A 21,701-nucleotide genomic window follows, 5' to 3' on the forward strand; every position below is an offset into this window, starting at 1 on the left:
ATGAGCTTCGAACTGTTGGGTTTTGGTGATTTAGGTCCGGTGCACGTGGGTATGACTCGCGATCAATCGCGGGCGATATTGGGAGGTGGTTTTGATGAGTTCTTCAAAACGACAGACTCTACAGTTCCGACTGACGCCTACGATGATTTAGGAGTGCATGTTTATTTTGATGTGAGTTTTGCCATCATCGGTTTGGAATTCTTGAAATGGAGCGACCTCAGCTGGCGCGGGCAGCGTTTGTCCGGTGCGGATGTACTTGAAGTTCAGCAGCATTTGGTTGCGCAAGGTGAGGTCCTGAAATTTAATAATTCAGGATTTGATGTGGACGGGCTGGGTCTTAGGGTTTATGCGCCTGATATCGGTGAAGAGGACGCTGTGATACAGGCGGTTTATGTCAGCTTTGTAAAAAACAAATAAGCTTGCTGAGAGAAACGACTCCCGAGCTTCATCACGCGCTGGGAAAAGGTGCGTTTTGTGCGGGATAAATGAGCTTGGGTGGGTTGCTCCTGTGATTGGGGATAACACAGTTGACGGTGCATCAGCCTGGTCGAATTCGCCCGCTCAATATCGCACACCGAGTCGTCAGGTTTGGAGGGGTATCCAGAGTATGAGCCTTAATGTATTTGGGATATGCAATGGAGCTTAAGTTTTATTATGTTGATGGTGGCGTTCACCCGGTTGCTGGGCAGGTATACGACGCTGTAGCTGAGGTGTCCCCTGGCCAAGAGGATGCGCAACGCTATGAGCTTTATGTTTGCGGTGTATTAAGTGCAGACGCTCAGATTCCAAGTAGCTGTGTTCAATTGCTGGAGGCTGTCACATCAATCGAGGAAGGTGTTCAGGTATCAATCATTGAAGGTGGAAATGATGTCCTATTGAATAGGGATGCTTCAGGTGTGCAAGTTGATATCTTGGTCAACGACGACTGGATCGGCCAACCTGAGGGCAGGTTTACCTTGCAGGAATGGCGCAAAATTTTAGAGAAATGGAAGTGTTTTTTAGAGCTGCCCAAAGGTTCTGATGAGGTCGCTATAGTGAAATTGCCGTAGGCGGAGGGCGAGCAGAATGAATTTCGAGTGGGTGGGTTTCGGTGATTTTGGTTCGGCGCATACCGGCATGCACTGTCGCCAATCGAGAGCGGTATTGGGCAGTGAAAATTCGGCGAACTCTTGAGGAAAGGGTGCGACTCATAGACGCTTCAGGTCGAGGACGCTTCATGAGGACGCCGATCAGGGGCAACTCTTATTCTCTACTGATCTAAAAGACGGGAAAGCACATTGGCGAGTTTTATTTTGATTCGGTGGCTGTCCCTGACTCAAGGTGGAAGTCTAGAGAGCATGATTTGGGGGGGAAGTAATGAACGGCATTAAATTGGTCGATAGTTTGTCTCCTGCGATAAGCCGAGGGCAGATATTCCGACTCCCTGCCCGTTGGCCGTATGAAGAAATTGTAGATTTTATGGTTCTTGATATTCCCGATGAACAATATGGGCATTCTATTGCCGTTGCCTCAGGTAATAAGTCGGGGCTTTTAGTGGTGTGTCTGCCGGTTGATAGTTGCTTGCCTCAAACACACGGGCTTTCAAGGGAGTGGTTAGTAAAAAACTGGGCTAAATGGGTATACCCCGACTGCCCTGTTGAAAATGTTTACTTGTTCGATCGGGCGGAGGTCCCATCTGATTTGACAGAGCGTTAATTGGTTTTGATTGTTGGGGTGGGAAGGTCGATGTTCCTTGATTATCTAAACCCCGACTCGAACACCGGTACCTACTGTTTCTGAGGGGTACAAGAGAGGGGTAAGGGGACAGACCACATTTTCTGTGATGTAAAAACGTGGTCTGTCCCGAATGGCACTTACTTAACGGCTAACTAGCTGATGTATCTGTAAAAAATGAAAAAGTTTGGCCTTGCTCTCTTAGGTGGAAAACCTGCTCCAAGAAGAGCTCTATTAGTTTTTTTGGTTTTTAAGGATTATTCAATGCACTATTTCGGCACGTCCCTCCTACTATCCATGACATTGCTCTTGTCAGCCTGCAACACTACCCCCTACGACAAGGCTACCATCTACTACGACCGGACACAGTTTCCTGCACAACTTGTCAAGGACTACCCAGGACTGAGCAGCCCTGTTTTGCAACATGGCCGTTGCTCTCTGATCGTATCTACCCCGGGTTCGAATACCGGCACCTACTATTTCTGCACCTACGCGTTAACCGCCAATGATCTGTACGTTCAGGGTTGGGACGCCAAGGCATTGAAATACGTCGAGATCGCTCATGTGGATATATCGGCGCTTAAAAACATTGCTCTGCATACGATTTTTCGGACCAGTCAGCTCCAGATGACGGAAGAACGGCGTCAATTGGCGTTGAGCGCGTCTATAGATGAGGGAGGCTATATCGACTCGGCAGCTACCAAGGAACTGTTTGAGGCAATTAAACGCAAGGGTGTGCCGGTGGTGAAAAGCGAAGGAATGATTAACCCGCCCGCGCCGCCTTCACCGATGATCATCCCGATCATTGTTCCAAAGTAAAAAGTGGTAAGCGGGAACAGACCTAATCAAACCCTCGCAAATCTGCCGAAGTTTTGGGTCTGTTATGCGCTGCAGCCCGCATAGGAAAAGAGAGACTTTATGTGTGCAACCTGACTCACCGAGTCGTCAGGCTTGGGTCTGCTGCGCAGCCCAGCGGGAGCAAGCTCCCTCGCCACGGGAATGTGGCGGGCCGTTAGGTGGCAGGCGTCCTTCACAAGAGTAGGAACATTCGGGCTTGGGAAACGAAAGATCCGACATGTTTTTAGGGTTGTACCTCGGAAGTGCGGTCTCTAACCTTTTGCTTGCCGCTGCCATTCAGCGGCCGGGCGTGAGAAACCCGAATAATAGGCATCCAGCCTCTGTACCTGCATAATTGCCGTCAGCTTATCCGCTGCCTGTAGATGCATATGGCGGCTGTGTGCGGGCAGGCTTCGGTCTGGCCGGGTACCTATTCTCGGATTTCTCACCCCTGCACACAGCTGCCACCACTTTGCCGAGTGAGAAACGGCAAGTGATGGTCCTCATCACTAAATAGGTACAAATCAATGGATAAGTCAGTCCCCGACCCACCCTTCAACCTAACAAACCCTCTAGCAGAATTCGACGCCATCGAAGACCTGCTAAAAGATCGCGCCGCCGCCGAGCGCGCCCTCAATCATTACCTGAACCCAAAGCCTCCAGAGCCCAGCACCGATCCGCGCATCGACAGCCTGTTTTCCGTCACCGCCAAGGCCGACGCCGACACGTTGCTGACCAGCACCTCCGAAACCCTGGCCTCGATCAAAGCCATGGCCGAGGACCTCGCTTTCGAAGTGGAGGGCACGCGTCGCAGTGTGGCGTTGGGGATTCATCAGTTGGTGGAGTTGTGCCAGCTGTTGGTGGACAAGGCGTTGGATCAGCTTGAAGCGCAGGCCAGCCCAGCACCGTGATCCCCCGTGGCGAGGGAGCTTGCTCCCGCTGGGGCGCGAAGCGGCCCCAACAGCAGCAGCGACTGCATCCATCTAACACGCCGAGGTGTCAGGCTTGGGTCTGCTGCGCAGCCCAGCGGGAGCAAGCTCCCTCGCCACAGAGGCCAGGGGTTTCAGCCAGTAGCGAACTGGCTGAAACCCCGCCAACTTTATTGCATCAACACCTCAACCACCCCATCCGCGGTCATCGTCACTTTGCTGGTGCCTGCTTCAACTTCCGGCGTCACCGACTCAGCATCCATGGACGCCGCTTTCATCATCATTTGCGGGCGCATGTACGGTTGTGGATAGCCGTTGGTGTTGAAGTTCAGGTTGACGATCTTGTAGCCCTTGCCACCGAGGGCTTCGGTGGCGAGTTGGGCGCGGGCCTTGAAGGCGTTGACGGCGTCTTTGAGAAGGGCGTCTTCGCTGCTTTGGCGGGTGGCTGTGGCGATGGCGAAGTCCATGCCGGCCATTTTCAGGTCGCCCAGCAATTCACCGGTGAGTTTGGACAGGGCGGCGAAGTCGGCGCTTTCCAGGCGCAGCTCGGCGCGTTCGCGCCAGCCGGTGATTTTCCCGCCTTTGTTGTCGTAGACCGGGTAGCTGTTGCGGCTGCCCTGGCGCAGGTTGATGTCCTTGACTTGCTTGGCCTGGCCGATGGCTTTGTTCAGCGTGGTGCTGACGGCGGCGGCAAGTTTGGCCGGGTCGGTGTTCTGTTCCTCGGTGTAGAGGGTGACGATCATCAGGTCGCGGGCCACTTCCTGGCTGGCCTCGGCGCGCAGGGAGATCTGGTTGTAGTGCAGCTCATCGGCGGCCAGGGCCGGCAAGCTGGCGACGGTGCCGAGGCTTAAGGCGAGCAGGGCGGCGGGGCGACTGAACGTGTGCATGAAAGCTCCTTGGGAAAAAGTGCAGCTTCTAGCGACAAGCTTCAAGCTGCAAGTAAAAGCTTGTAACTGTAGCCTCTAGCTTGCAGCTTGCAGCTTGCAGCTTGCAGCTTGCAGCTTGCAGCTTGCAGCTGCTCCTGTGGCTCTTTGCCGCATATCTGCCTCTGCCCGCCGCGCCTTGGTTATACTCCGTGCGATCCGCCTGGAGCGCTCATCAGGAGAGCTCATGCTCGCCCCTTTACAAATGACTTCCGCTTCGCGCCAGAACCTCTGGCGCCTGACATTTATCCGCATTCTGGTCCTCGCGGCCCAGGCCGGGTCCGTTGGGCTCGCCTATTGGTTCGACCTGCTGCCGCTGCCGTGGCTGCAACTGGCGATCACCCTGGCTTGCTCAAGCGTACTGTGTGCTCTGACGGCGATTCGCCTGCGTACCTCGTGGCCGGTGACTGAGCTTGAATACGCCGTGCAACTGGCCTGCGACCTGTTTATCCACAGTGCGCTGTTGTATTTCTCCGGCGGCTCCACCAACCCCTTCGTCTCTTATTACCTTGTGCCGCTGACCATCGCCGCCGTGACGTTGCCGTGGCGCTTTTCGCTGATTCTCTCCGGTATCGCCCTGGCGCTGTACACCTTGCTGCTGGCGCGGTTCTATCCGCTGGAAACCTTCCCCATCGCCCGGGAAAACCTGCAGATCTACGGCATGTGGCTGAGTTTCGCCTTGGCCGCAGCGGTCATCACGTTTTTTGCCGCGCGCATGGCTGAAGAGCTGCGCCGTCAGGAAGAGTTGCGGGCGATTCGTCGCGAAGAAGGCCTGCGGGACGAACAATTGCTGGCCGTGGCGACCCAGGCCGCCGGTGCCGCCCATGAGTTGGGTACGCCGCTGGCGACCATGAGCGTGCTGCTCAAGGAAATGCGCCAGGATCATCACGACCCAGCGTTGCAGGAAGACCTCAGCGTGCTGCAGGACCAGGTCAAACTCTGCAAGGAGACCTTGCAATACTTGGTGCGTGCCGCCGAGGCCAACCGCCGGCTGGACATCGACATGCAAGCGGTCACCTTCTGGCTCGACGATGCGTTGAACCGCTGGCACCTGATGCGCCCCGAAGCCAGTTATCGCTTCCAGTGCCTGGGCAAGGGCGTGGTGCCGCGCATGGCGCCGCCGCCGGACCTGACCCAGGCGCTGTTGAACCTGCTGAACAATGCCGCCGATGCCTGTCCCGACAATCTGGAAGTGGCGCTGGACTGGAACGATTATGAACTGACGATCTGCATCCGCGACCATGGCGCCGGTGTGCCGCTGGCGATTGCCGAGCAGATCGGCAAACCGTTTTTCACTACCAAGGGCAAGGGTTTCGGCCTGGGCCTGTTCTTGAGCAAGGCCAGCGTGACACGCGCCGGCGGCTCGGTAAAACTCTACCCCCATGAGGAAGGCGGCACGCTCACCGAGCTGCGCCTGCCTCATGCCGACCGAGGAGACGAATATGAGTGACGAGATCCAAGTCGACGGCGAAGAACTGCCGCACCTGCTGCTGGTGGATGACGACGCCACGTTTACCCGCGTCATGGCTCGCGCCATGTCTCGACGCGGCTTTCGCGTGAGTACTGCAGGTTCCGCCGAAGAGGGCCTCACCATCGCCCAGGCTGATCTGCCGGACTACGCCGCCCTCGATCTGAAAATGGACGGCGATTCCGGCCTGGTGCTGCTGCCCAAGCTGCTGGAGCTGGACCCGGAAATGCGCGTGGTGATCCTCACCGGTTATTCGAGCATCGCTACTGCGGTCGAGGCCATCAAGCGCGGTGCCTGCAATTACCTGTGCAAACCGGCGGACGCCGACGACGTGCTGGCCGCGTTGTTGTCCGAGCACGCCGACCTTGACACCCTGGTGCCGGAAAACCCCATGTCGGTGGATCGCCTGCAATGGGAGCACATCCAACGGGTGCTGACCGAGCACGAAGGCAATATCTCTGCCACCGCCCGCGCATTGGGCATGCACCGGCGCACCTTGCAGCGCAAATTGCAGAAGCGCCCGGTACGTCGCTGAACCTGCGCTGAACGAATGCTGTCCACCCTCGCGACACATCGGGTCGTTGCTTTATGATCGGCCCGAGTTTTCCCTTTATCGAGCCTTAAACCATGAATCAGAACGCTGAATATTCCGCGGTCAATGACGCGGTGCGCGGCCAGTTTTTCCGCCGTGTCTGGCAGATGACCACGCCATACTGGCGCAGTGAGGAGAAGGGCAAGGCCTGGACGCTGTTGATCGCTGTGATTGTGCTGTCGCTGTTCAGCGTGGCGATTTCGGTGTGGGTCAACAGTTGGTACAGGGATTTCTACAATGCCTTGCAAGAGAAGGACACTGAGGCATTCTGGCGGTTGATCCTGTATTTCTGCGGCATCGCGGCGGTGGCCATCCTTGGCGCGGTGTATCGCTTGTACCTGACGCAGATGCTCACCATTCGCTGGCGGGCCTGGCTCACCGAGCAACATTTTGCCCGTTGGCTCGGTGATAAAAATTACTACCAACTGGAGCAGGGCGGCTACACCGATAACCCTGACCAGCGGATTTCCGAAGACCTCAACACTTTCACCAGCAGCACGCTGAGCCTGGGGCTGGGATTGCTGCGCACCGTGGTCAGCCTGGTGTCGTTCTCGATCATTTTGTGGGGCGTGTCCGGAAGCATCGAGGTGTTCGGCTACACCATCCCCGGCTATATGTTCTGGTGTGCGCTGGTGTATGCGGCGGTGGGCAGTTGGCTGACGCATCTGATCGGCCGTCGCTTGATCGGCCTGAACAACAACCAGCAGCGCTTCGAAGCCGACCTGCGTTTCTCCATGGTTCGGGTGCGGGAGAACGCCGAGAGTATTGCGTTGTACAACGGCGAACCGAACGAGAATCGGCGCCTGAGCGAGCGTTTTGGTCTGGTCTGGCATAACTTCTGGGACATCATGCGGGTGTCCAAGCGCCTGACGTTCTTCACCTCCGGCTATGGGCAGATCGCGATCATCTTCCCGTTCATGGTCGCCTCGCCGCGTTATTTCGCCGGCAAGATCCAGCTGGGCGAGCTTATGCAGATCAACTCGGCGTTCGGCAATGTGCAGGAGAACTTCAGTTGGTTCATCGACGCTTACGCCTCTCTCGCCGCCTGGCGTGCCACCTGTGACCGTCTGCTGAGTTTCCGCCAGGCGATGAGCGACAACGAAGACCGCGTACCGGCGATCGATGTGCAGAACCAGGGCAACGAATTGAAAGTACGCGACCTTGGGCTGGACCTGGCCGACGGTCGCCATCTGCTGACCCACGCCGAACTGAATGTAGAGCCGGGCGAGCGAGTGATGCTCAGCGGACGTTCCGGCAGTGGCAAGTCCACCTTGCTGCGGGCGATGGGGCATTTGTGGCCTGCCGGGCATGGCAGCATTCTGTTGCCTGCGGCGCGTTATCTGTTCTTGCCGCAGAAGCCTTACCTGCCGATTGGCAGCCTGCGCGAAGTGTTGAGTTATCCACAGGCTGGCGACCTCTACCCCAACGAACGTTATGCACAGGTGCTCGAAACCTGCCGCCTGCCGCACCTGGTTTCGCGGTTGGACGAAAGCAACCATTGGCAACGCATGCTCTCGCCCGGCGAGCAACAACGCCTGGCTTTCGCCCGCGCCTTGCTTTATGCACCGCTCTGGTTGTACATGGACGAAGCGACGTCGGCGATGGATGAAGAGGACGAGGCGACGCTGTACCAGGCGTTGATCGACCAGTTGCCGGGCTTGAGTATCATCAGCGTCGGCCACCGAAGCAGTCTGAAACGTTTCCATGCACGACATGTGCGTATTGAAAATGGCCAACTGGTGGAGCAAGCCGTCATCGCCTGATAACAGTCGAACATTGTTGTGGCGAGGGGATTTATCCCCGCTGGGCGCGAAGCGCCCCTTTCAAATCAAAGGTCACGATATCGAATCTGCCGATAGACCAAGGGGGCTGCTACGCAGCCCAGCGGGGATAAATCCCCTCGCCACAACGGTGCATGACGCTAATCTTTGACAAGGCCTCCTAGGAGCACGGTGATCGTACAACCACGTTGCGCTATGATGGTGCCATTCAGCCGCTTGCCGAGACACAGAAACCATGGAAAACCCGATCGACGTCCCACGTCTTCCTCGTAAGCGCCGCAGCCTGGCGCAGGAGCTGGTGACGGTGCTGTCCGAGCAGATTCGTGACGGCCTGCTCAAGCGTGGCGACAAATTGCCCACCGAGTCGGCGATCATGGAGGCTCATGGCGTCAGCCGCACGGTGGTGCGGGAGGCGATTTCGCGCTTGCAGGCGGCCGGCCAGGTGGAAACCCGCCACGGCATTGGCACCTTCGTGCTGGACACGCCGAGCCCAAGCGGCTTTCGCATCGACCCGGCGACGGTGGTCACGTTGCGCGATGTGCTGGCGATCCTGGAATTGCGCATCAGCCTGGAAGTGGAATCTGCCGGGCTGGCGGCCCAGCGCCGCAGCGACGAGCAACTTGCCGCGATGCGCGCCGCCCTCGACGCCTTGAACGAAAGCGCGGCCCACGCCAGTGATGCCGTGGCTTCGGACTTTGCCTTCCATTTGGAAATTGCGCTGTCGACCGGCAACCGCTACTTCACCGACATCATGACCCACCTGGGCACCAGCATTATCCCGCGCACCCGGCTGAACTCGGCGCGCCTGGCCCACGACGACCACCAGCACTACATGGATCGCCTGAGCCGCGAGCACGAGGAAATCTACGAAGCCATCGCCCGCCAGGACTCCGACGCGGCCCGTGCGGCCATGCGCTTGCACCTGACCAACAGTCGCGAACGGCTGCGCCAGGCTCATGAAGAGGCGCAGGCGCAGGGCTGAAAGCGCTCACTGCCGGGGTAGCGAGAATGCTGTTGTGGCGAGGGAGCTTGCTCCCGCTGGGCTGCGAAGCGGCCCCAGATTGATGGCGGTTGCTGCGCAACCGAGCGGGAGCAAGCTCCCTCGCCACAAAGGCGCTTTGTTTGACTTCGGATCCTTGTACCGATCTGACGTGCAGATATGCAGACAAGAGCTTACGGCTGGATCTTCAGCGTTAGCGGCTTGGAGTACCTGTATTCCTCGGACTCACCATATGTCTGATAGCGTAGTTGGACCTCTTTGCCTACGTACTTTTTCAAGGCCTCCTTGGGCAAAGTCATCAATGTGTTCTCGGTTTTTTGCTGGGGATTTTCAGGGTCCTTCATGTCTACCAATGATCCACGTACCCCCGTCCACTCAGGTTTTTCCCCGTTGGGACCCAGTATCAAAAAGGCATCGTCGTATAGAGGTACTGTTTGCTTTCCCGCAATCACAACGGTGAGTCCACTTTCTTGCAGCGCTGACAGGCTGATTTTGACTGTCCCTGTGGATGTGTCTTTTGGGTGGTTCTGAACGGTTGGCTCCACATATGTTTCCATGATGTCACTCCCTGTGAGGCAGCCCTGATCGTCGCGTACGGGCGGCTCGCTAAAAAAATTGAGAAACGAACTTCGGCCAGGCATGGCACGGCCGTACGTGGGTTATCCCCCCATGCCGCAACGGCGCCTACTGGCAGAGTTGACAGTGGCGACGAGCGGTCCTGACGCTCGGCCGACAAGTTTCATCTGTCTTCCTATTCCCTCCAAAGCCCCAATCTACAAGGCTCCGCGCCAAACACCCCAACCCCGGCACCCGACAAAAGACGAAATGCAGTTGACGTCCGTATTTTAAGTTGTACGATGACTTACAACTTCTCAACGAAGCTGAACCGTTTCTTACAACACAACATTTGCGTCCAGGGTGTTCGAATAATGAATCCACAAGAACTGAAGTCCATCCTCTCGTCTGGCCTGCTGTCGTTCCCGGTCACCGATTTCACTGCCAATGGCGATTTCAATCGCGACAGCTACATCAAGCGCCTCGAGTGGCTGGCCCCGTATGGCGCCTCTGCATTGTTCGCAGCGGGCGGCACCGGTGAATTCTTCTCCCTGGCCGCCAGCGAGTATTCCCAAGTCATCAAGACCGCCGTCGATACCTGCGCCACCAGCGTGCCAATCCTTGCCGGCGTCGGCGGTGCCACCCGCCAGGCCATCGAATACGCTCAAGAAGCCGAGCGCCTGGGCGCCAAGGGCCTGTTGCTGCTGCCGCACTACCTGACCGAAGCCAGCCAGGACGGCGTTGCCGCCCACGTTGAAGCCGTGTGCAAATCGGTGAAGATCGGCGTCGTGGTGTACAACCGCAACGTCTGCCGCCTGAACGCCACCCATTTGGAACAACTGGCCGAGCGTTGCCCGAACCTGATCGGCTACAAGGACGGCCTGGGCGATATCGAACTGATGGTGTCGATCCGTCGTCGTCTCGGCGATCGCTTCAGCTACCTGGGCGGCCTGCCGACCGCTGAAGTCTACGCCGCGGCCTACAAGGCCCTGGGCGTGCCGGTCTACTCCTCGGCGGTGTTCAACTTCATCCCGAAAACCGCGATGGATTTCTACCACGCCATTGCCCGCGAAGATCACGAGACCGTCGGCAAGATCATCGACGACTTCTTCCTGCCTTACCTGGACATCCGCAACCGCAAGGCCGGTTACGCAGTGAGCATCGTCAAGGCCGGCGCGAAAATCGTGGGCTATGACGCCGGTCCTGTGCGCACGCCGCTGACCGATCTGCTGCCAGAAGAATACGAAGCCCTGGCCGCGCTGATCGACAAGCAAGGCAAGCAGTAACAGACCCGACAAGGCCGCTGAGAAATCAGCGGCTTTTTGCGTATGGCTTGATCGTTTCCACGCGCTGCGTGGGGATGCAGCCAGGGACGCCTTGCGTTCCTCGACAGCTTTTGTAGAAGGAGTAGCTCCGTGGCAGATTCAAAGCGTTTCGATCACTACATCGACGGTCAGTGGGTGGCCGGTGCTGACTATTGCGCCAATATCAACCCGTCTGACTTGTCCGATGTCATCGGTGAATACGCCAAGGCTGACGCAGCCCAAGTCAACGCCGCCATCGACGCCGCTCGCGCCGCGTTCCCGGCCTGGTCGACCTCAGGCATCCAGGCGCGTCACGATGCGTTGGACAAAGTCGGCAGCGAAATCCTCGCCCGCCGTGAAGAACTCGGCCAACTGCTGGCCCGGGAAGAGGGCAAGACCCTGCCCGAAGCCATCGGCGAAGTGACCCGCGCCGGCAACATCTTCAAGTTCTTCGCCGGTGAATGCCTGCGCCTGTCCGGCGACTACGTGCCGTCAGTTCGCCCGGGCGTCAACGTCGAAGTCACTCGCGAGGCCCTGGGTGTGATCGGCCTGATCACCCCGTGGAACTTCCCGATTGCCATCCCGGCGTGGAAAATCGCCCCAGCCCTGGCCTACGGCAACTGCGTGGTGATCAAGCCCGCCGAGCTGGTGCCGGGGTGCGCCTGGGCGTTGGCCGAAATCATCTCCCGTGCCGGTTTCCCTGCCGGTGTGTTCAACCTGGTGATGGGCAGCGGCCGAGTGGTCGGCGACGTGCTGGTCAACAGCCCGAAAGTCGACGGCATCAGTTTCACCGGCTCCGTGGGCGTAGGCCGGCAGATCGCGGTCAATTGCGTGTCGCGCCAAGCCAAGGTCCAGTTGGAAATGGGCGGCAAGAACCCGCAGATCATTCTCGACGATGCTGACCTCAAGCAAGCCGTCGAATTGGCGGTGCAGAGCGCGTTCTACTCCACCGGCCAGCGTTGCACGGCATCGAGCCGCCTGATCGTCACCGCCGGCATCCACGACAAGTTCGTCGCGGCCATGGCTGAGCGCATGCAATCGATCAAGGTTGGCCATGCGTTGAAAGCCGGTACCGATATCGGGCCGGTGGTTTCCGAAGCCCAACTGAACCAGGACTTGAAGTACATCGACATCGGCCAAAGCGAAGGTGCGCGGCTGGTGAGTGGTGGTGGTTTGGTGACGTGCGACACCGAGGGTTACTTCCTGGCGCCGACGCTGTTTGCCGACAGCGAAGCTTCGATGCGCATCAGCCGCGAAGAAATTTTCGGCCCGGTGGCTAACGTCGTACGCGTGGCGGACTACGAGGCGGCGCTGGCGATGGCCAACGACACCGAGTTCGGTCTGTCGGCTGGTATTGCTACCACCTCGTTGAAGTACGCCAACCACTTCAAGCGCCACTCCCAGGCGGGCATGGTGATGGTCAACCTGCCAACCGCCGGCGTGGATTATCACGTGCCGTTCGGTGGGCGCAAAGGTTCGTCCTACGGTTCGCGTGAGCAAGGTCGTTATGCGCAAGAGTTCTACACCGTGGTGAAGACCTCCTACATCGGATCGTAAACGCAACAACGTCGGTGCCGGGCAACGGCGCCGACCGCACAAGTTGATTTCCCGTATAAGAATAAATAGTGGAAGTAGATTACATGCAAGAAACCAAGCCGACCCGCGTCCGCTATTTGATCCTGCTCATGCTGTTTTTGGTGACGACGATCAACTATGCCGACCGCGCGACTATCGCCATCGCAGGCTCCAGCCTGCAAAAAGACCTCGGCATCGATGCCGTCACCCTCGGTTATATCTTCTCCGCTTTCGGCTGGGCCTACGTGGCCGGGCAGATTCCTGGCGGCTGGCTGCTCGACCGTTTCGGCTCGAAAAAAATCTATGCCTTGAGCATTTTCACCTGGTCGCTGTTCACCGTGCTGCAAGGCTATGTCGGTGAATTCGGCATGTCCACGGCCGTGGTTGCGCTGTTCATGCTGCGCTTCCTGGTGGGGTTGGCCGAGGCGCCGTCCTTCCCGGGCAACGCACGGATCGTCGCCGCGTGGTTTCCTACCGCGGAACGCGGCACCGCCTCGGCGATTTTCAACTCGGCGCAGTATTTCGCCACCGTGTTGTTCGCACCGCTGATGGGCTGGATCGTCTATCGCTTCGGCTGGCAGCACGTGTTCATCGTGATGGGCGTGATCGGTATCGTGTTCTCGCTGATCTGGTTGAAAGTGATCTACAGCCCACGCCAGCACCCTATGATCAACGAAGCCGAGTTCAATCACATCGCCGCCAACGGCGCGATGGTCGATATGGACCAGGACAAGGGCAAGGACAAGAAAACCGACGGTCCGAAGTGGGATTACATCCGCCAACTGCTGACCAACCGCATGATGCTCGGCGTTTACCTGGGCCAATATTGCATCAACGGCATCACCTACTTCTTCCTGACCTGGTTCCCGGTGTATCTGGTGCAGGAACGCGGCATGACCATCCTCAAGGCTGGTTTCATCGCGTCCTTGCCGGCGATCTGTGGATTCATCGGCGGCGTGCTCGGTGGGGTGATTTCCGATTACCTGCTGCGCAAGGGCCATTCGCTGACCTTCGCTCGCAAGGCGCCAATCATCGCCGGCCTGCTGGTGTCCAGCAGCATCGTGGCGTGCAATTACGTGGACATCGAATGGATGGTGGTGGGCTTCATGGCCCTGGCCTTCTTCGGTAAAGGCGTCGGCGCACTGGGCTGGGCCGTGGTCTCCGATACGTCGCCAAAACAGATCGCCGGTTTGAGCGGTGGCCTGTTCAACACCTTTGGCAACCTGGCGTCGATTACCACGCCAATCGTCATCGGCTACATCATCAGTTCCACTGGCTCGTTCAAATGGGCGTTGGTGTTTGTCGGTTGCAACGCGCTGATGGCGGTGTTCAGCTACCTGGTCATCGTGGGCCCGATCAAGCGTGTGGTGCTCAAGGAACCGACGGCCAGAGATGCCGACCTTTCCAGTCTGTCTGAAGCCAAATCCTGAGGAGCGGCGTCGATGAATCTGATTGAACATGCCGATTCGCCCCGTTACATCCGCCTGCATGGGCGGGACAACGTGGTGATCGTCGTCAACGACCAAGGCGTACCGGCCGGGACTGAATTCCCGGACGGCCTGGTCACCGTCGACTTCGTGCCACAAAGCCACAAAGTCACCCTGGAGGACATTCCCGAAGGCGGCGAGGTGATTCGCTACGGCCAGGTCATTGGCTATGCGCTGCAACCGATCCCCCGTGGCAGCTGGGTCAAGGAAGACCAGCTGCGCATGCCCACTGCGCCACCGCTGGACAGCTTGCCGCTGTCAACCGACGTGCCGGCGGCCGATGCGCCGCTGGAGGGCTACACGTTCGAGGGCTACCGCAACGCCGACGGTACCGTCGGCACACGCAACATCCTCGGTATCACTACCACGGTGCAGTGCGTGACCGGCGTGCTGGACCATGCGGTCAAGCGCATCAAGGACGAATTGCTGCCCAAGTACCCGAACGTCGATGACGTGGTGGCGCTGACCCACAGCTACGGCTGCGGCGTGGCGATTACCGCCACCGACGCGTACATCCCGATCCGCACGGTACGTAACCTGGCGCGCAACCCGAACCTGGGTGGCGAAGCGCTGGTGATCAGCCTGGGCTGCGAGAAATTGCAGGCCGGGCAGGTGATGCATGAGGGCGACAGCTCGGTGGACCTCAGCGAGCCATGGCTGTATCGCTTGCAAGATTCCAGTCACGGCTTCACCGAGATGATCGAGCAGATCATGGAGCTGGCCGAGACCCGCCTGAAGAAGCTCGACCAGCGCCGTCGCGAAACCGTGCCGGCCTCGGAGCTGATCCTGGGCATGCAGTGTGGCGGCAGCGATGCGTTTTCCGGCATCACCGCCAACCCGGCCCTGGGCTATGCCTCGGACCTGTTGCTGCGGGCCGGTGCAACGGTGATGTTCTCCGAAGTGACTGAAGTGCGCGATGCGATCTACCTGCTGACGTCCCGGGCACAAACCCGCGAAGTCGCCGAGGAGCTGGTGCGCGAGATGGACTGGTACGACCGCTACCTGGCCAAGGGCGAGGCCGATCGCAGCGCCAACACCACGCCGGGCAACAAGAAGGGTGGGTTGTCGAACATCGTCGAGAAATCCCTGGGCTCGATCGTCAAGTCCGGCAGCAGCGCGATCAACGGCGTGCTCGGCCCGGGCGAGCGGTTCAAGCAAAAGGGCCTGATCTTCTGCGCCACGCCGGCCAGCGATTTCGTCTGCGGTACGCTGCAACTGGCGGCGGGGATGAACCTGCATGTGTTCACCACCGGTCGCGGAACGCCGTATGGCCTGGCGATGGCACCCGTGGTAAAGGTCTCGACCCGTACCGAACTGGCCCAACGCTGGCCAGACCTGATCGACATCGATGCCGGCCGTATAGCCACCGGGCGCGCGACCATCGAGGAGTTGGGCTGGGAGCTGTTCCACTATTACCTGGACGTGGCCAGCGGCAAGAAGCAAACCTGGGCCGAGCGGCACAAGTTGTACAACGACATCACGTTGTTCAACCCCGCGCCGATTACCTGATATAGCGTTGTCGTGGATCGTTCTCACGCAAAAGCGTGGGAACGATCAGTGGGAAAGTGGCTTATCATTAGCCACCTAACGACACCCCTCTCAAGGTCCCCGGCATGCTGGCAATTTTCCTCGAAACCCTGAACATCACCGCGCCGGTGTTTGCCATGCTGTTTCTGGGGACGTTGCTCAAGCGCATCTACTGGATCAACGACAACTTCATCCACATTGCCTCGTCCCTGGTGTTCAACGTCACCATGCCGGCGTTGCTGTTTCTTGGAATCCTGCATGCCGACCTGCACGCGGCGTTGCAGCCGGACCTGCTGATTTATTTTTCGATCGCCACCCTGGCGAGTTTTGCGATGGCCTGGGGCTGGGCGATCTGGCGCTGCCCGCGGGAGGATCGCGGGATCTATACCCAGGGCGCGTTTCGCGGCAACAACGGGGTGATCGGCCTGGCGCTGGCGGCGAGCATGTACGGTGACTACGGGATTTCCCTGGGCGCGATCCTCGCAGCGTTGGTGATTCTGTTCTACAACACGCTGTCGACCATCGTGCTGGCGGTCTACAGCCCGGTGATCAAGTCCGACCCGTGGAGCATTTGCAAAAGTGTGGTCAGCAACCCGCTGATCATCAGCGTGATCGTCGCCGCGCCGTTCGCCTATTGGCAGATCGGTCTGCCGAACTGGTTCGAGACCTCGGCCAAGTACCTGTCGCAAATGACCTTGCCCCTGGCGCTGATCTGCATCGGTGGCACGCTGTCGCTGGCGGCCCTGCGCAAGAGCGGCAAGATGGCCCTGAGTTCGAGCCTGGTGAAAATGGTTGGCCTGCCGCTGGTGGCCACGCTGGGCGCCTGGCTCTGGGGCTTTCGCGGGGCGGAACTGGGGATTCTGTTCCTGTACTTCGGCAGCCCCACCGCCGCCGCCAGCTTCGTCATGGCCCGGGCGGCGAATGGCAACCATGAGCTGGCAGCGGCGATCATCGTCATCACTACGCTGATGGCGGCGATTACCACCAATGTGGGGATTTTTGTGCTGCAGTGGGGTGGGTGGATCTAGCCTTCATTCAAGCGGTCACTCAGCGTTCTGATAGCTATCGATCACTTCCTGCGCGGCCCGGAACGCATCGATCGCCGCCGGTACGCCTGCGTACACCGCGCAATGCAGCAACGCCTCGCGAATCTCTTCCACCGTGCAGCCATTGTTCAGCGCGCCACGCACGTGGCCCTTGAGTTCCTGCGGGCATTTGAGCGCGGTGAGCGCGGCGAGAGTGATCAGGCTGCGGGTTTTCAGTGGCAGGCCTTCTCGACTCCAGACGCTGCCCCAGGCATGTTCGTTGACAAAGTCCTGCAATGGCTGGGTGAATTCGGTGGCGTTGCCCAGGGCCCGGTCGACGAAGGCGTCGCCCATGACTTGGCGACGCATGTCCAGGCCGGTCTTTGGAATGTCGGTCATGGCAAATCCCTCTTGTGATGTTGGCGGCGCCAGGCGCGCAGGGAGGTGAACAGCAGAAACGCGAGCAGGGCCGGCAGCACGTAGAACAGCATCAGCCGTTCCAGTTGGCCGGCCAAGGGCATGCCGGTGGTGAATGACACCACGTGCAGCCCGTAGGCCAGGTACAAACCCAGGAACAGCAGGCCTTCGGCGCGGGTGACGCGATAACCGGAATAGAACACCGGCAGGCACAGCACCGCCACGCCGAGCATCACTGGCAGGTCGAAATCCAGCGCGTTCGGCGACACCGACAGTGGCGAGGGCGCGGCGAGGGCGGTCACCCCCAGGACCCCCAGCAGGTTGAACAGGTTGCTGCCGATCACGTTGCCCACCGCAATGTCCCGTTGGCCACGCAGTGCCGCGATCAGCGAAGTCGCGAGTTCCGGCAGCGAGGTGCTGACGGCCACGATGGTCAGGCCAATGATGCGCTCCGACAGTCCCAGGTCCGTCGCCACTTCGACCGCGGCGCCCAACAGCAGATGCCCGGCGAACACCAGCATCGCCAGGCCCGACACGATCATCAGCACACTCTTGATCCAGGACATTTGGGCAACGTCGCCCCCCACCGGGTGCGGTCGCCCCGAATGCCGTGACTGACGCAGCAAGAGGCCCAGGTACACCGCCAGGGCTATCAGCAGCAGTACGCCGTCCAGTCGGGTCAGTTCCTCGTTCCAGGCCAGCACGAAGACCAGCAGGCTCGCACCGATCATCAGCGGAATGTCCAACCGCACCAATTGACGCGAGACGCGCAGCGGAATGATCAGTGCCGACAGGCCGAGGGTCACAAGGATGTTGAAGATGCTGCTGCCGATCACGCTGCCCACGGCGATGTCAGCGTTCTGAGCCAGGGTCGCCTGCAGGCTGACGGCCATCTGTGGCGCGCTGCTGCCGAAAGCGACGACGCTCAAGCCGATGATCAACGGCCGAACCTGCAAGCGCGCCGCCAAGCCGACGGCGGCACGTACCAGCAGTTCGGCGCCGCCGATCAGCAACAGCAGGGCGCCGAACAGTTCGATCAGGCTGAGCAGCGGTAGGGCGGTGAGTAGGGAAATGGCCGGGCTCCGTCTATCAATCGTCGAGGGCTTGCACGCGCACGCGCGCGGTACCGCTGCGCAGCATGCCCAATTGTTCGGCAGCGGCGCGCGATATATCGATCAGGCGGCCGCGTGAATACGGGCCGCGGTCGTTGATACGGACCACGACGCTGTCGTTGTTTTTCAGGTTGGTGATTTTCACCCGGGTGCCGAATGGCAACTGGCGATGGGCGGCAGTCAGGCCATTCTGGTTGAAACGCTCGCCGCTGGCGGTGCGCTTGCCATGGTGCCTGGCACCGTAATAAGAGGCGACGCCGGTCTGGTCGTAGCCGTGTGGATCGACGGTGCCACTCTGGCTGGCGCAACCGGCCAGCAGGGACAGCAGGGCGCAGGCGCCGAGGAGACGCTTCATGTAAGGGATTCCACATCAGTGTGGTTGTAGTGGTCATCGTGGCGAGGGAGCTTGCTCCCGCTGGGCCGCAAAGCGGCCCCCAACAATCTGCTGCCAGAAAAAGGGGGCTGCTGCGCAGCCCGACGGGAGCAAGCTCCCTCGCCACGGGGGACCGAGCCAGACAGCAAGACTGGCTCCATGGCCATCAGCCTTCGAGCTTGCTTTTGAGCAGTTCGTTGACCTGTTGCGGGTTGGCCTTGCCCTTGGAGGCTTTCATGGCCTGGCCGACGAAGAAGCCGAACATCTTGCCGCGCTTGGCTTCGTCCGCCGCACGGTATTGCTCGACCTGCTCGGCGTTGGCCGCGAGCATTTCATCGAGCACGGCGGAAATCGCGCCGCTGTCGGTGACCTGCTTCAAGCCGCGCTTCTCGATGATCTCGTCAGCGCTGCCTTCACCATTGGCCATGGCTTCGAACACCATCTTGGCGATCTTGCCGGAAATGGTGTTGTCCTTGATCCGCAGCAGCATGCCGCCCAGTTGCTCGGCCGAGACCGGCGACTCATCGATTTCCAGGCCCTGCTTGTTCAACAAGCTGCCCAACTCGACCATCACCCAGTTGGCCGCCAGCTTGGCGTCGCCGCCGATGCTCACGACTTTTTCGAAGTAATCGGCTTGTTCGCGGCTGGTGGCCAGGACGTTGGCGTCATAGCTCGACAGGCCGAATTGCGCCTGGAAGCGCTCGCGTTTCTGCGGCGGCAGTTCCGGCAGGGTGGCGCGTACCTCGTCGAGGAACGAGTTCTCGATGACCACCGGCAGCAGGTCCGGGTCCGGGAAGTAACGGTAGTCGTTGGCTTCTTCCTTGCTGCGCATCGGACGGGTTTCGTCCTTGTTCGGGTCGTACAGGCGAGTCTGCTGGATGACCTTGCCGCCGTCCTCGATCAGTTCGATCTGGCGCTGGATCTCGCTGTTGATCGCCTTCTCGATGAAGCGGAACGAGTTGACGTTCTTGATCTCGCAGCGGGTGCCGAACTCGACCTGGCCCTTGGGCCGGATCGACACGTTGCAGTCGCAGCGCAGCGAGCCTTCGGCCATGTTGCCGTCGCAGATGCCCAGGTAGCGCACCAGCGCGTGGATCGCCTTGACGTAGGCCACGGCTTCCTTGGCGCTGCGCATGTCCGGCTCGGAGACGATTTCCAGCAGCGGCGTGCCGGCACGGTTCAGGTCGATGCCGGTGGCGCCGTTGAATTCTTCATGCAGGCTCTTGCCGGCGTCTTCTTCCAAGTGCGCGCGGGTGATGCCGACGCGCTTGACGGTGCCGTCTTCGAGGGCGATGTCCAGGTGGCCCTTGCCGACGATCGGCAATTCCATCTGGCTGATCTGGTAGCCCTTGGGCAGGTCCGGGTAGAAGTAGTTCTTGCGGGCGAACACGTTGTGCTGGCCGATCTCGGCGTCAATCGCCAGGCCGAACATCACCGCCATGCGCACCGCTTCGGCGTTGAGCACTGGCAATACGCCGGGCATGCCCAGGTCGACCAGGCTGGCCTGGGTGTTGGGCTCGGAACCGAACGTGGTCGAACTACCGGAAAAGATTTTCGATCGGGTGGTGAGCTGCGTGTGAATCTCCAGCCCGATCACGACTTCCCATTGCATGTGTTTCTCCTCAGAAGCCGGTGGGGGTGCGGGTGTGCCAGTCGGTATTGAGCTGGTACTGGTGCGCCACGTTGAGCAGGCGGCCTTCCTGGAAATACGGCGCGAGCAGCTGCACGCCCACCGGCAGGCCATCGACGAAGCCGGCCGGCATGGACAAGCCTGGCAAGCCTGCGAGGTTGGCGGTGATGGTGTAGACGTCTTCCAGGTAGGCAGCGACCGGGTCGCTGTTCTTGGCGCCGAGTTTCCAGGCCGGGTTCGGCGTGGTTGGGCCGAGGATGATGTCGACCTCGTTGAAGGCGGCCATGAAGTCGTTTTTTACCAGGCGGCGGATTTTTTGCGCCTTGAGGTAGTAGGCATCGTAGTAGCCAGCGGACAGCGCGTAGGCGCCGACCATGATCCGGCGTTGCACTTCGGCGCCGAAGCCTTCGCCACGGGAGCGCTTGTAAAGATCGATCAGGTTTTGCGGATTCTCGCAGCGATGACCGAAGCGTACGCCGTCGAAGCGCGAGAGGTTCGAGGACGCTTCCGCCGGGGCGATCACGTAGTACGCCGGGATGGCGTGCTGCATGTTCGGCAGGCTGATTTCCTTGATCACGGCGCCGAGCTTTTCCAGCGCCTTGATGCTGTCTTGGATCAGCCCGGCTATGCGTGGGTCTAGGCCGGCCCCGAAGTATTCCTTCGGTACGCCGATGCGCAGGCCTTGCAGCGAGCCATTGAGGGCGGCGCTGTAGTCCGGCACCGGCTCATCGATGCTGGTGGAATCGTTCGGGTCGAAGCCGGCCATGCCTTGCAGCAGGATCGCGCAGTCTTCGGCGGTGCGCGCCAGCGGGCCGCCCTGGTCGAGGCTGGAAGCGTAGGCGATCATGCCCCAGCGCGAGACGCGACCGTAGGTCGGCTTGAGCCCGGTGAGGTTGGTGAAGGCCGCCGGCTGGCGGATCGAACCGCCGGTGTCGGTGGCGGTGGCAGCGGGCAACAAGCGCGCGGCCACAGCGGCGGCGGAACCGCCGGACGAACCGCCCGGGACATGTTCCAGGTTCCACGGGTTTTTCACCGCGCCGTAGTAGCTCGACTCGTTGGCGGAACCCATGGCGAATTCGTCCATGTTGGTTTTGCCCAGGGTCACGGTGCCGGCCGCGGCCAGCTTGGCGACGACGGTGGCGTCGTATGGCGCCTTGAAGTTGTCGAGCATCTTCGAGCCGCAACTGGTGCGGATGCCCTGGGTGCAGAACAGGTCTTTGTGGGCAATCGGCGCACCGAGCAGGGCGCCGCTCTCACCGTTGGCGCGACGAGCGTCGGCGGCCTTGGCCTGGCTCAGGGCCAGTTCTTCGGTGAGGCTGATGAAGCTGTTGAGCTGCGGGTCGAGCTGGGCGATGCGCGCCAGCAGGGTCTTGGTCAGCTCTTCGGAAGAAAACTTTTTATCGGCGAGTCCGCGGGCGATCTCGGCCAGGGTCATGTGATGCATGAGAGGCTC

The 21,701-nt window shown here is 59.9% G+C and carries 21 protein-coding genes; 14 read left to right on the top strand and 7 right to left on the bottom strand.

Annotated features, from left to right (window positions below; genetic code table 11):
• The 5 genes from J3P82_RS04655 to J3P82_RS04675 all read left to right on the top strand — a co-directional run bounded on the left by J3P82_RS04655 (position 1) and on the right by J3P82_RS04675 (position 3,461).
• Complete coding sequence (locus tag J3P82_RS04655; RefSeq protein WP_434561085.1) at positions 1-417, top strand: hypothetical protein; 417 nt, start codon at positions 1-3, stop codon at positions 415-417.
• A 218-nt stretch (positions 418-635) separates the two neighbouring features.
• Positions 636-1,049 carry a hypothetical protein gene (locus tag J3P82_RS04660; RefSeq protein WP_434561087.1) on the top strand — a complete coding sequence of 138 codons (414 nt, stop codon included), beginning with the start codon at positions 636-638 and terminating at the stop codon, positions 1,047-1,049.
• Positions 1,050-1,356: 307 nt separating this feature from the next.
• Complete coding sequence (gene imm45 / locus J3P82_RS04665; RefSeq protein WP_434561089.1) at positions 1,357-1,695, top strand: Imm45 family immunity protein; 339 nt, start codon at positions 1,357-1,359, stop codon at positions 1,693-1,695.
• 282 nt (positions 1,696-1,977) lie between these two features.
• Positions 1,978-2,532: a hypothetical protein gene (locus J3P82_RS04670; RefSeq protein ID WP_434561091.1), complete on the top strand. Its 555-nt coding sequence runs from the start codon at positions 1,978-1,980 to the stop codon at positions 2,530-2,532.
• Positions 2,533-3,077: 545 nt separating this feature from the next.
• Entirely contained in the window at positions 3,078-3,461 is a 384-nt protein-coding gene (locus J3P82_RS04675) for a DUF6124 family protein (RefSeq protein ID WP_434561093.1), read from the top strand.
• 188 nt (positions 3,462-3,649) lie between these two features.
• Here J3P82_RS04675 and J3P82_RS04680 read toward each other — a convergent pair whose 3' ends face one another.
• Entirely contained in the window at positions 3,650-4,366 is a 717-nt protein-coding gene (locus J3P82_RS04680; protein WP_434561095.1) for an SIMPL domain-containing protein, read from the bottom strand.
• A 223-nt stretch (positions 4,367-4,589) separates the two neighbouring features.
• Between J3P82_RS04680 and J3P82_RS04685 the strand changes: the two genes are divergently transcribed.
• From J3P82_RS04685 to J3P82_RS04700, 4 genes are all read left to right on the top strand, one after another.
• Entirely contained in the window at positions 4,590-5,852 is a 1,263-nt protein-coding gene (locus tag J3P82_RS04685; protein ID WP_434561097.1) for an ATP-binding protein, read from the top strand.
• On the top strand, positions 5,845-6,405 hold the full coding sequence (locus tag J3P82_RS04690; protein WP_003177957.1) for a response regulator transcription factor: 561 nt from the start codon (positions 5,845-5,847) through the stop codon (positions 6,403-6,405). Before J3P82_RS04685 ends, J3P82_RS04690 begins: the two co-directional genes overlap by 8 nt.
• A gap of 92 nt (positions 6,406-6,497) precedes the next feature.
• Positions 6,498-8,225: an ABC transporter ATP-binding protein/permease gene (locus J3P82_RS04695; RefSeq protein WP_434561099.1), complete on the top strand. Its 1,728-nt coding sequence runs from the start codon at positions 6,498-6,500 to the stop codon at positions 8,223-8,225.
• 253 nt (positions 8,226-8,478) lie between these two features.
• Positions 8,479-9,225 carry a FadR/GntR family transcriptional regulator gene (locus J3P82_RS04700; protein WP_186613367.1) on the top strand — a complete coding sequence of 249 codons (747 nt, stop codon included), beginning with the start codon at positions 8,479-8,481 and terminating at the stop codon, positions 9,223-9,225.
• 191 nt (positions 9,226-9,416) lie between these two features.
• Here the strand turns inward: J3P82_RS04700 and J3P82_RS04705 are convergent, their stop codons facing one another.
• Complete coding sequence (locus J3P82_RS04705) at positions 9,417-9,800, bottom strand: hypothetical protein (protein ID WP_186613369.1); 384 nt, start codon at positions 9,798-9,800, stop codon at positions 9,417-9,419.
• Between the two features lie 372 nt (positions 9,801-10,172).
• Here J3P82_RS04705 and kdgD point away from each other — a divergent pair, with 372 nt between their 5' ends.
• The 5 genes from kdgD (at position 10,173) to J3P82_RS04730 (ending at position 16,719) form a co-directional block, all read left to right on the top strand.
• Positions 10,173-11,084, top strand: coding sequence for a 5-dehydro-4-deoxyglucarate dehydratase (gene kdgD, locus J3P82_RS04710; protein ID WP_434561101.1), 912 nt, complete (start codon positions 10,173-10,175; stop codon positions 11,082-11,084).
• 129 nt (positions 11,085-11,213) lie between these two features.
• Complete coding sequence (locus J3P82_RS04715; protein ID WP_434561103.1) at positions 11,214-12,659, top strand: aldehyde dehydrogenase family protein; 1,446 nt, start codon at positions 11,214-11,216, stop codon at positions 12,657-12,659.
• An 83-nt stretch (positions 12,660-12,742) separates the two neighbouring features.
• Positions 12,743-14,107 (top strand): MFS transporter, encoded by a 1,365-nt coding sequence (locus J3P82_RS04720; RefSeq protein ID WP_434561105.1) that lies wholly within the window; start codon positions 12,743-12,745, stop codon positions 14,105-14,107.
• A 12-nt stretch (positions 14,108-14,119) separates the two neighbouring features.
• Positions 14,120-15,673 carry a galactarate dehydratase gene (garD, locus tag J3P82_RS04725; RefSeq protein ID WP_434561107.1) on the top strand — a complete coding sequence of 518 codons (1,554 nt, stop codon included), beginning with the start codon at positions 14,120-14,122 and terminating at the stop codon, positions 15,671-15,673.
• Positions 15,674-15,777: 104 nt separating this feature from the next.
• Positions 15,778-16,719: an AEC family transporter gene (locus J3P82_RS04730; protein WP_434561109.1), complete on the top strand. Its 942-nt coding sequence runs from the start codon at positions 15,778-15,780 to the stop codon at positions 16,717-16,719.
• A gap of 15 nt (positions 16,720-16,734) precedes the next feature.
• Here the strand turns inward: J3P82_RS04730 and J3P82_RS04735 are convergent, their stop codons facing one another.
• From J3P82_RS04735 to gatA, 5 genes are all read right to left on the bottom strand, one after another.
• Complete coding sequence (locus J3P82_RS04735; protein ID WP_434561111.1) at positions 16,735-17,115, bottom strand: carboxymuconolactone decarboxylase family protein; 381 nt, start codon at positions 17,113-17,115, stop codon at positions 16,735-16,737.
• Positions 17,112-18,173 (bottom strand): calcium/sodium antiporter, encoded by a 1,062-nt coding sequence (locus J3P82_RS04740; protein ID WP_434563692.1) that lies wholly within the window; start codon positions 18,171-18,173, stop codon positions 17,112-17,114. The genes J3P82_RS04735 and J3P82_RS04740 overlap by 4 nt, the downstream gene beginning before the upstream one ends.
• Before the next feature lie 49 nt (positions 18,174-18,222).
• Positions 18,223-18,600: a septal ring lytic transglycosylase RlpA family protein gene (locus tag J3P82_RS04745; RefSeq protein ID WP_434561113.1), complete on the bottom strand. Its 378-nt coding sequence runs from the start codon at positions 18,598-18,600 to the stop codon at positions 18,223-18,225.
• A gap of 184 nt (positions 18,601-18,784) precedes the next feature.
• Positions 18,785-20,230, bottom strand: a complete 1,446-nt coding sequence (gene gatB, locus J3P82_RS04750) for an Asp-tRNA(Asn)/Glu-tRNA(Gln) amidotransferase subunit GatB (RefSeq protein ID WP_434561115.1) — start codon at positions 20,228-20,230, stop codon at positions 18,785-18,787.
• A 10-nt stretch (positions 20,231-20,240) separates the two neighbouring features.
• On the bottom strand, positions 20,241-21,692 hold the full coding sequence (gene gatA, locus J3P82_RS04755; RefSeq protein ID WP_434561117.1) for an Asp-tRNA(Asn)/Glu-tRNA(Gln) amidotransferase subunit GatA: 1,452 nt from the start codon (positions 21,690-21,692) through the stop codon (positions 20,241-20,243).
• Positions 21,693-21,701: the final 9 nt, after the last annotated feature.

The sequence above is a fragment of the Pseudomonas sp. Z4-20 genome (genome assembly GCF_051131955.1).
GTDB lineage: Bacteria > Pseudomonadota > Gammaproteobacteria > Pseudomonadales > Pseudomonadaceae > Aquipseudomonas > Aquipseudomonas marvdashtae.

Bases quoted from the DNA above. Each gene is read 5' to 3' on its own strand.
- J3P82_RS04655 (WP_434561085.1), top strand. From the start codon at position 1: ATGAGCTTCGAACTGTTGGGTTTTGGTGATTTAGGTCCGGTGCACGTG.
- J3P82_RS04660 (WP_434561087.1), top strand. From the start codon at position 636: ATGGAGCTTAAGTTTTATTATGTTGATGGTGGCGTTCACCCGGTTGCT.
- imm45 (WP_434561089.1), top strand. From the start codon at position 1,357: ATGAACGGCATTAAATTGGTCGATAGTTTGTCTCCTGCGATAAGCCGA.
- J3P82_RS04670 (WP_434561091.1), top strand. From the start codon at position 1,978: ATGCACTATTTCGGCACGTCCCTCCTACTATCCATGACATTGCTCTTG.
- J3P82_RS04675 (WP_434561093.1), top strand. From the start codon at position 3,078: ATGGATAAGTCAGTCCCCGACCCACCCTTCAACCTAACAAACCCTCTA.
- J3P82_RS04680 (WP_434561095.1), bottom strand. From the start codon at position 4,366: ATGCACACGTTCAGTCGCCCCGCCGCCCTGCTCGCCTTAAGCCTCGGC.
- J3P82_RS04685 (WP_434561097.1), top strand. From the start codon at position 4,590: ATGCTCGCCCCTTTACAAATGACTTCCGCTTCGCGCCAGAACCTCTGG.
- J3P82_RS04690 (WP_003177957.1), top strand. From the start codon at position 5,845: ATGAGTGACGAGATCCAAGTCGACGGCGAAGAACTGCCGCACCTGCTG.
- J3P82_RS04695 (WP_434561099.1), top strand. From the start codon at position 6,498: ATGAATCAGAACGCTGAATATTCCGCGGTCAATGACGCGGTGCGCGGC.
- J3P82_RS04700 (WP_186613367.1), top strand. From the start codon at position 8,479: ATGGAAAACCCGATCGACGTCCCACGTCTTCCTCGTAAGCGCCGCAGC.
- J3P82_RS04705 (WP_186613369.1), bottom strand. From the start codon at position 9,800: ATGGAAACATATGTGGAGCCAACCGTTCAGAACCACCCAAAAGACACA.
- kdgD (WP_434561101.1), top strand. From the start codon at position 10,173: ATGAATCCACAAGAACTGAAGTCCATCCTCTCGTCTGGCCTGCTGTCG.
- J3P82_RS04720 (WP_434561105.1), top strand. From the start codon at position 12,743: ATGCAAGAAACCAAGCCGACCCGCGTCCGCTATTTGATCCTGCTCATG.
- garD (WP_434561107.1), top strand. From the start codon at position 14,120: ATGAATCTGATTGAACATGCCGATTCGCCCCGTTACATCCGCCTGCAT.
- J3P82_RS04730 (WP_434561109.1), top strand. From the start codon at position 15,778: ATGCTGGCAATTTTCCTCGAAACCCTGAACATCACCGCGCCGGTGTTT.
- J3P82_RS04735 (WP_434561111.1), bottom strand. From the start codon at position 17,115: ATGACCGACATTCCAAAGACCGGCCTGGACATGCGTCGCCAAGTCATG.
- J3P82_RS04745 (WP_434561113.1), bottom strand. From the start codon at position 18,600: ATGAAGCGTCTCCTCGGCGCCTGCGCCCTGCTGTCCCTGCTGGCCGGT.
- gatB (WP_434561115.1), bottom strand. From the start codon at position 20,230: ATGCAATGGGAAGTCGTGATCGGGCTGGAGATTCACACGCAGCTCACC.
- gatA (WP_434561117.1), bottom strand. From the start codon at position 21,692: ATGCATCACATGACCCTGGCCGAGATCGCCCGCGGACTCGCCGATAAA.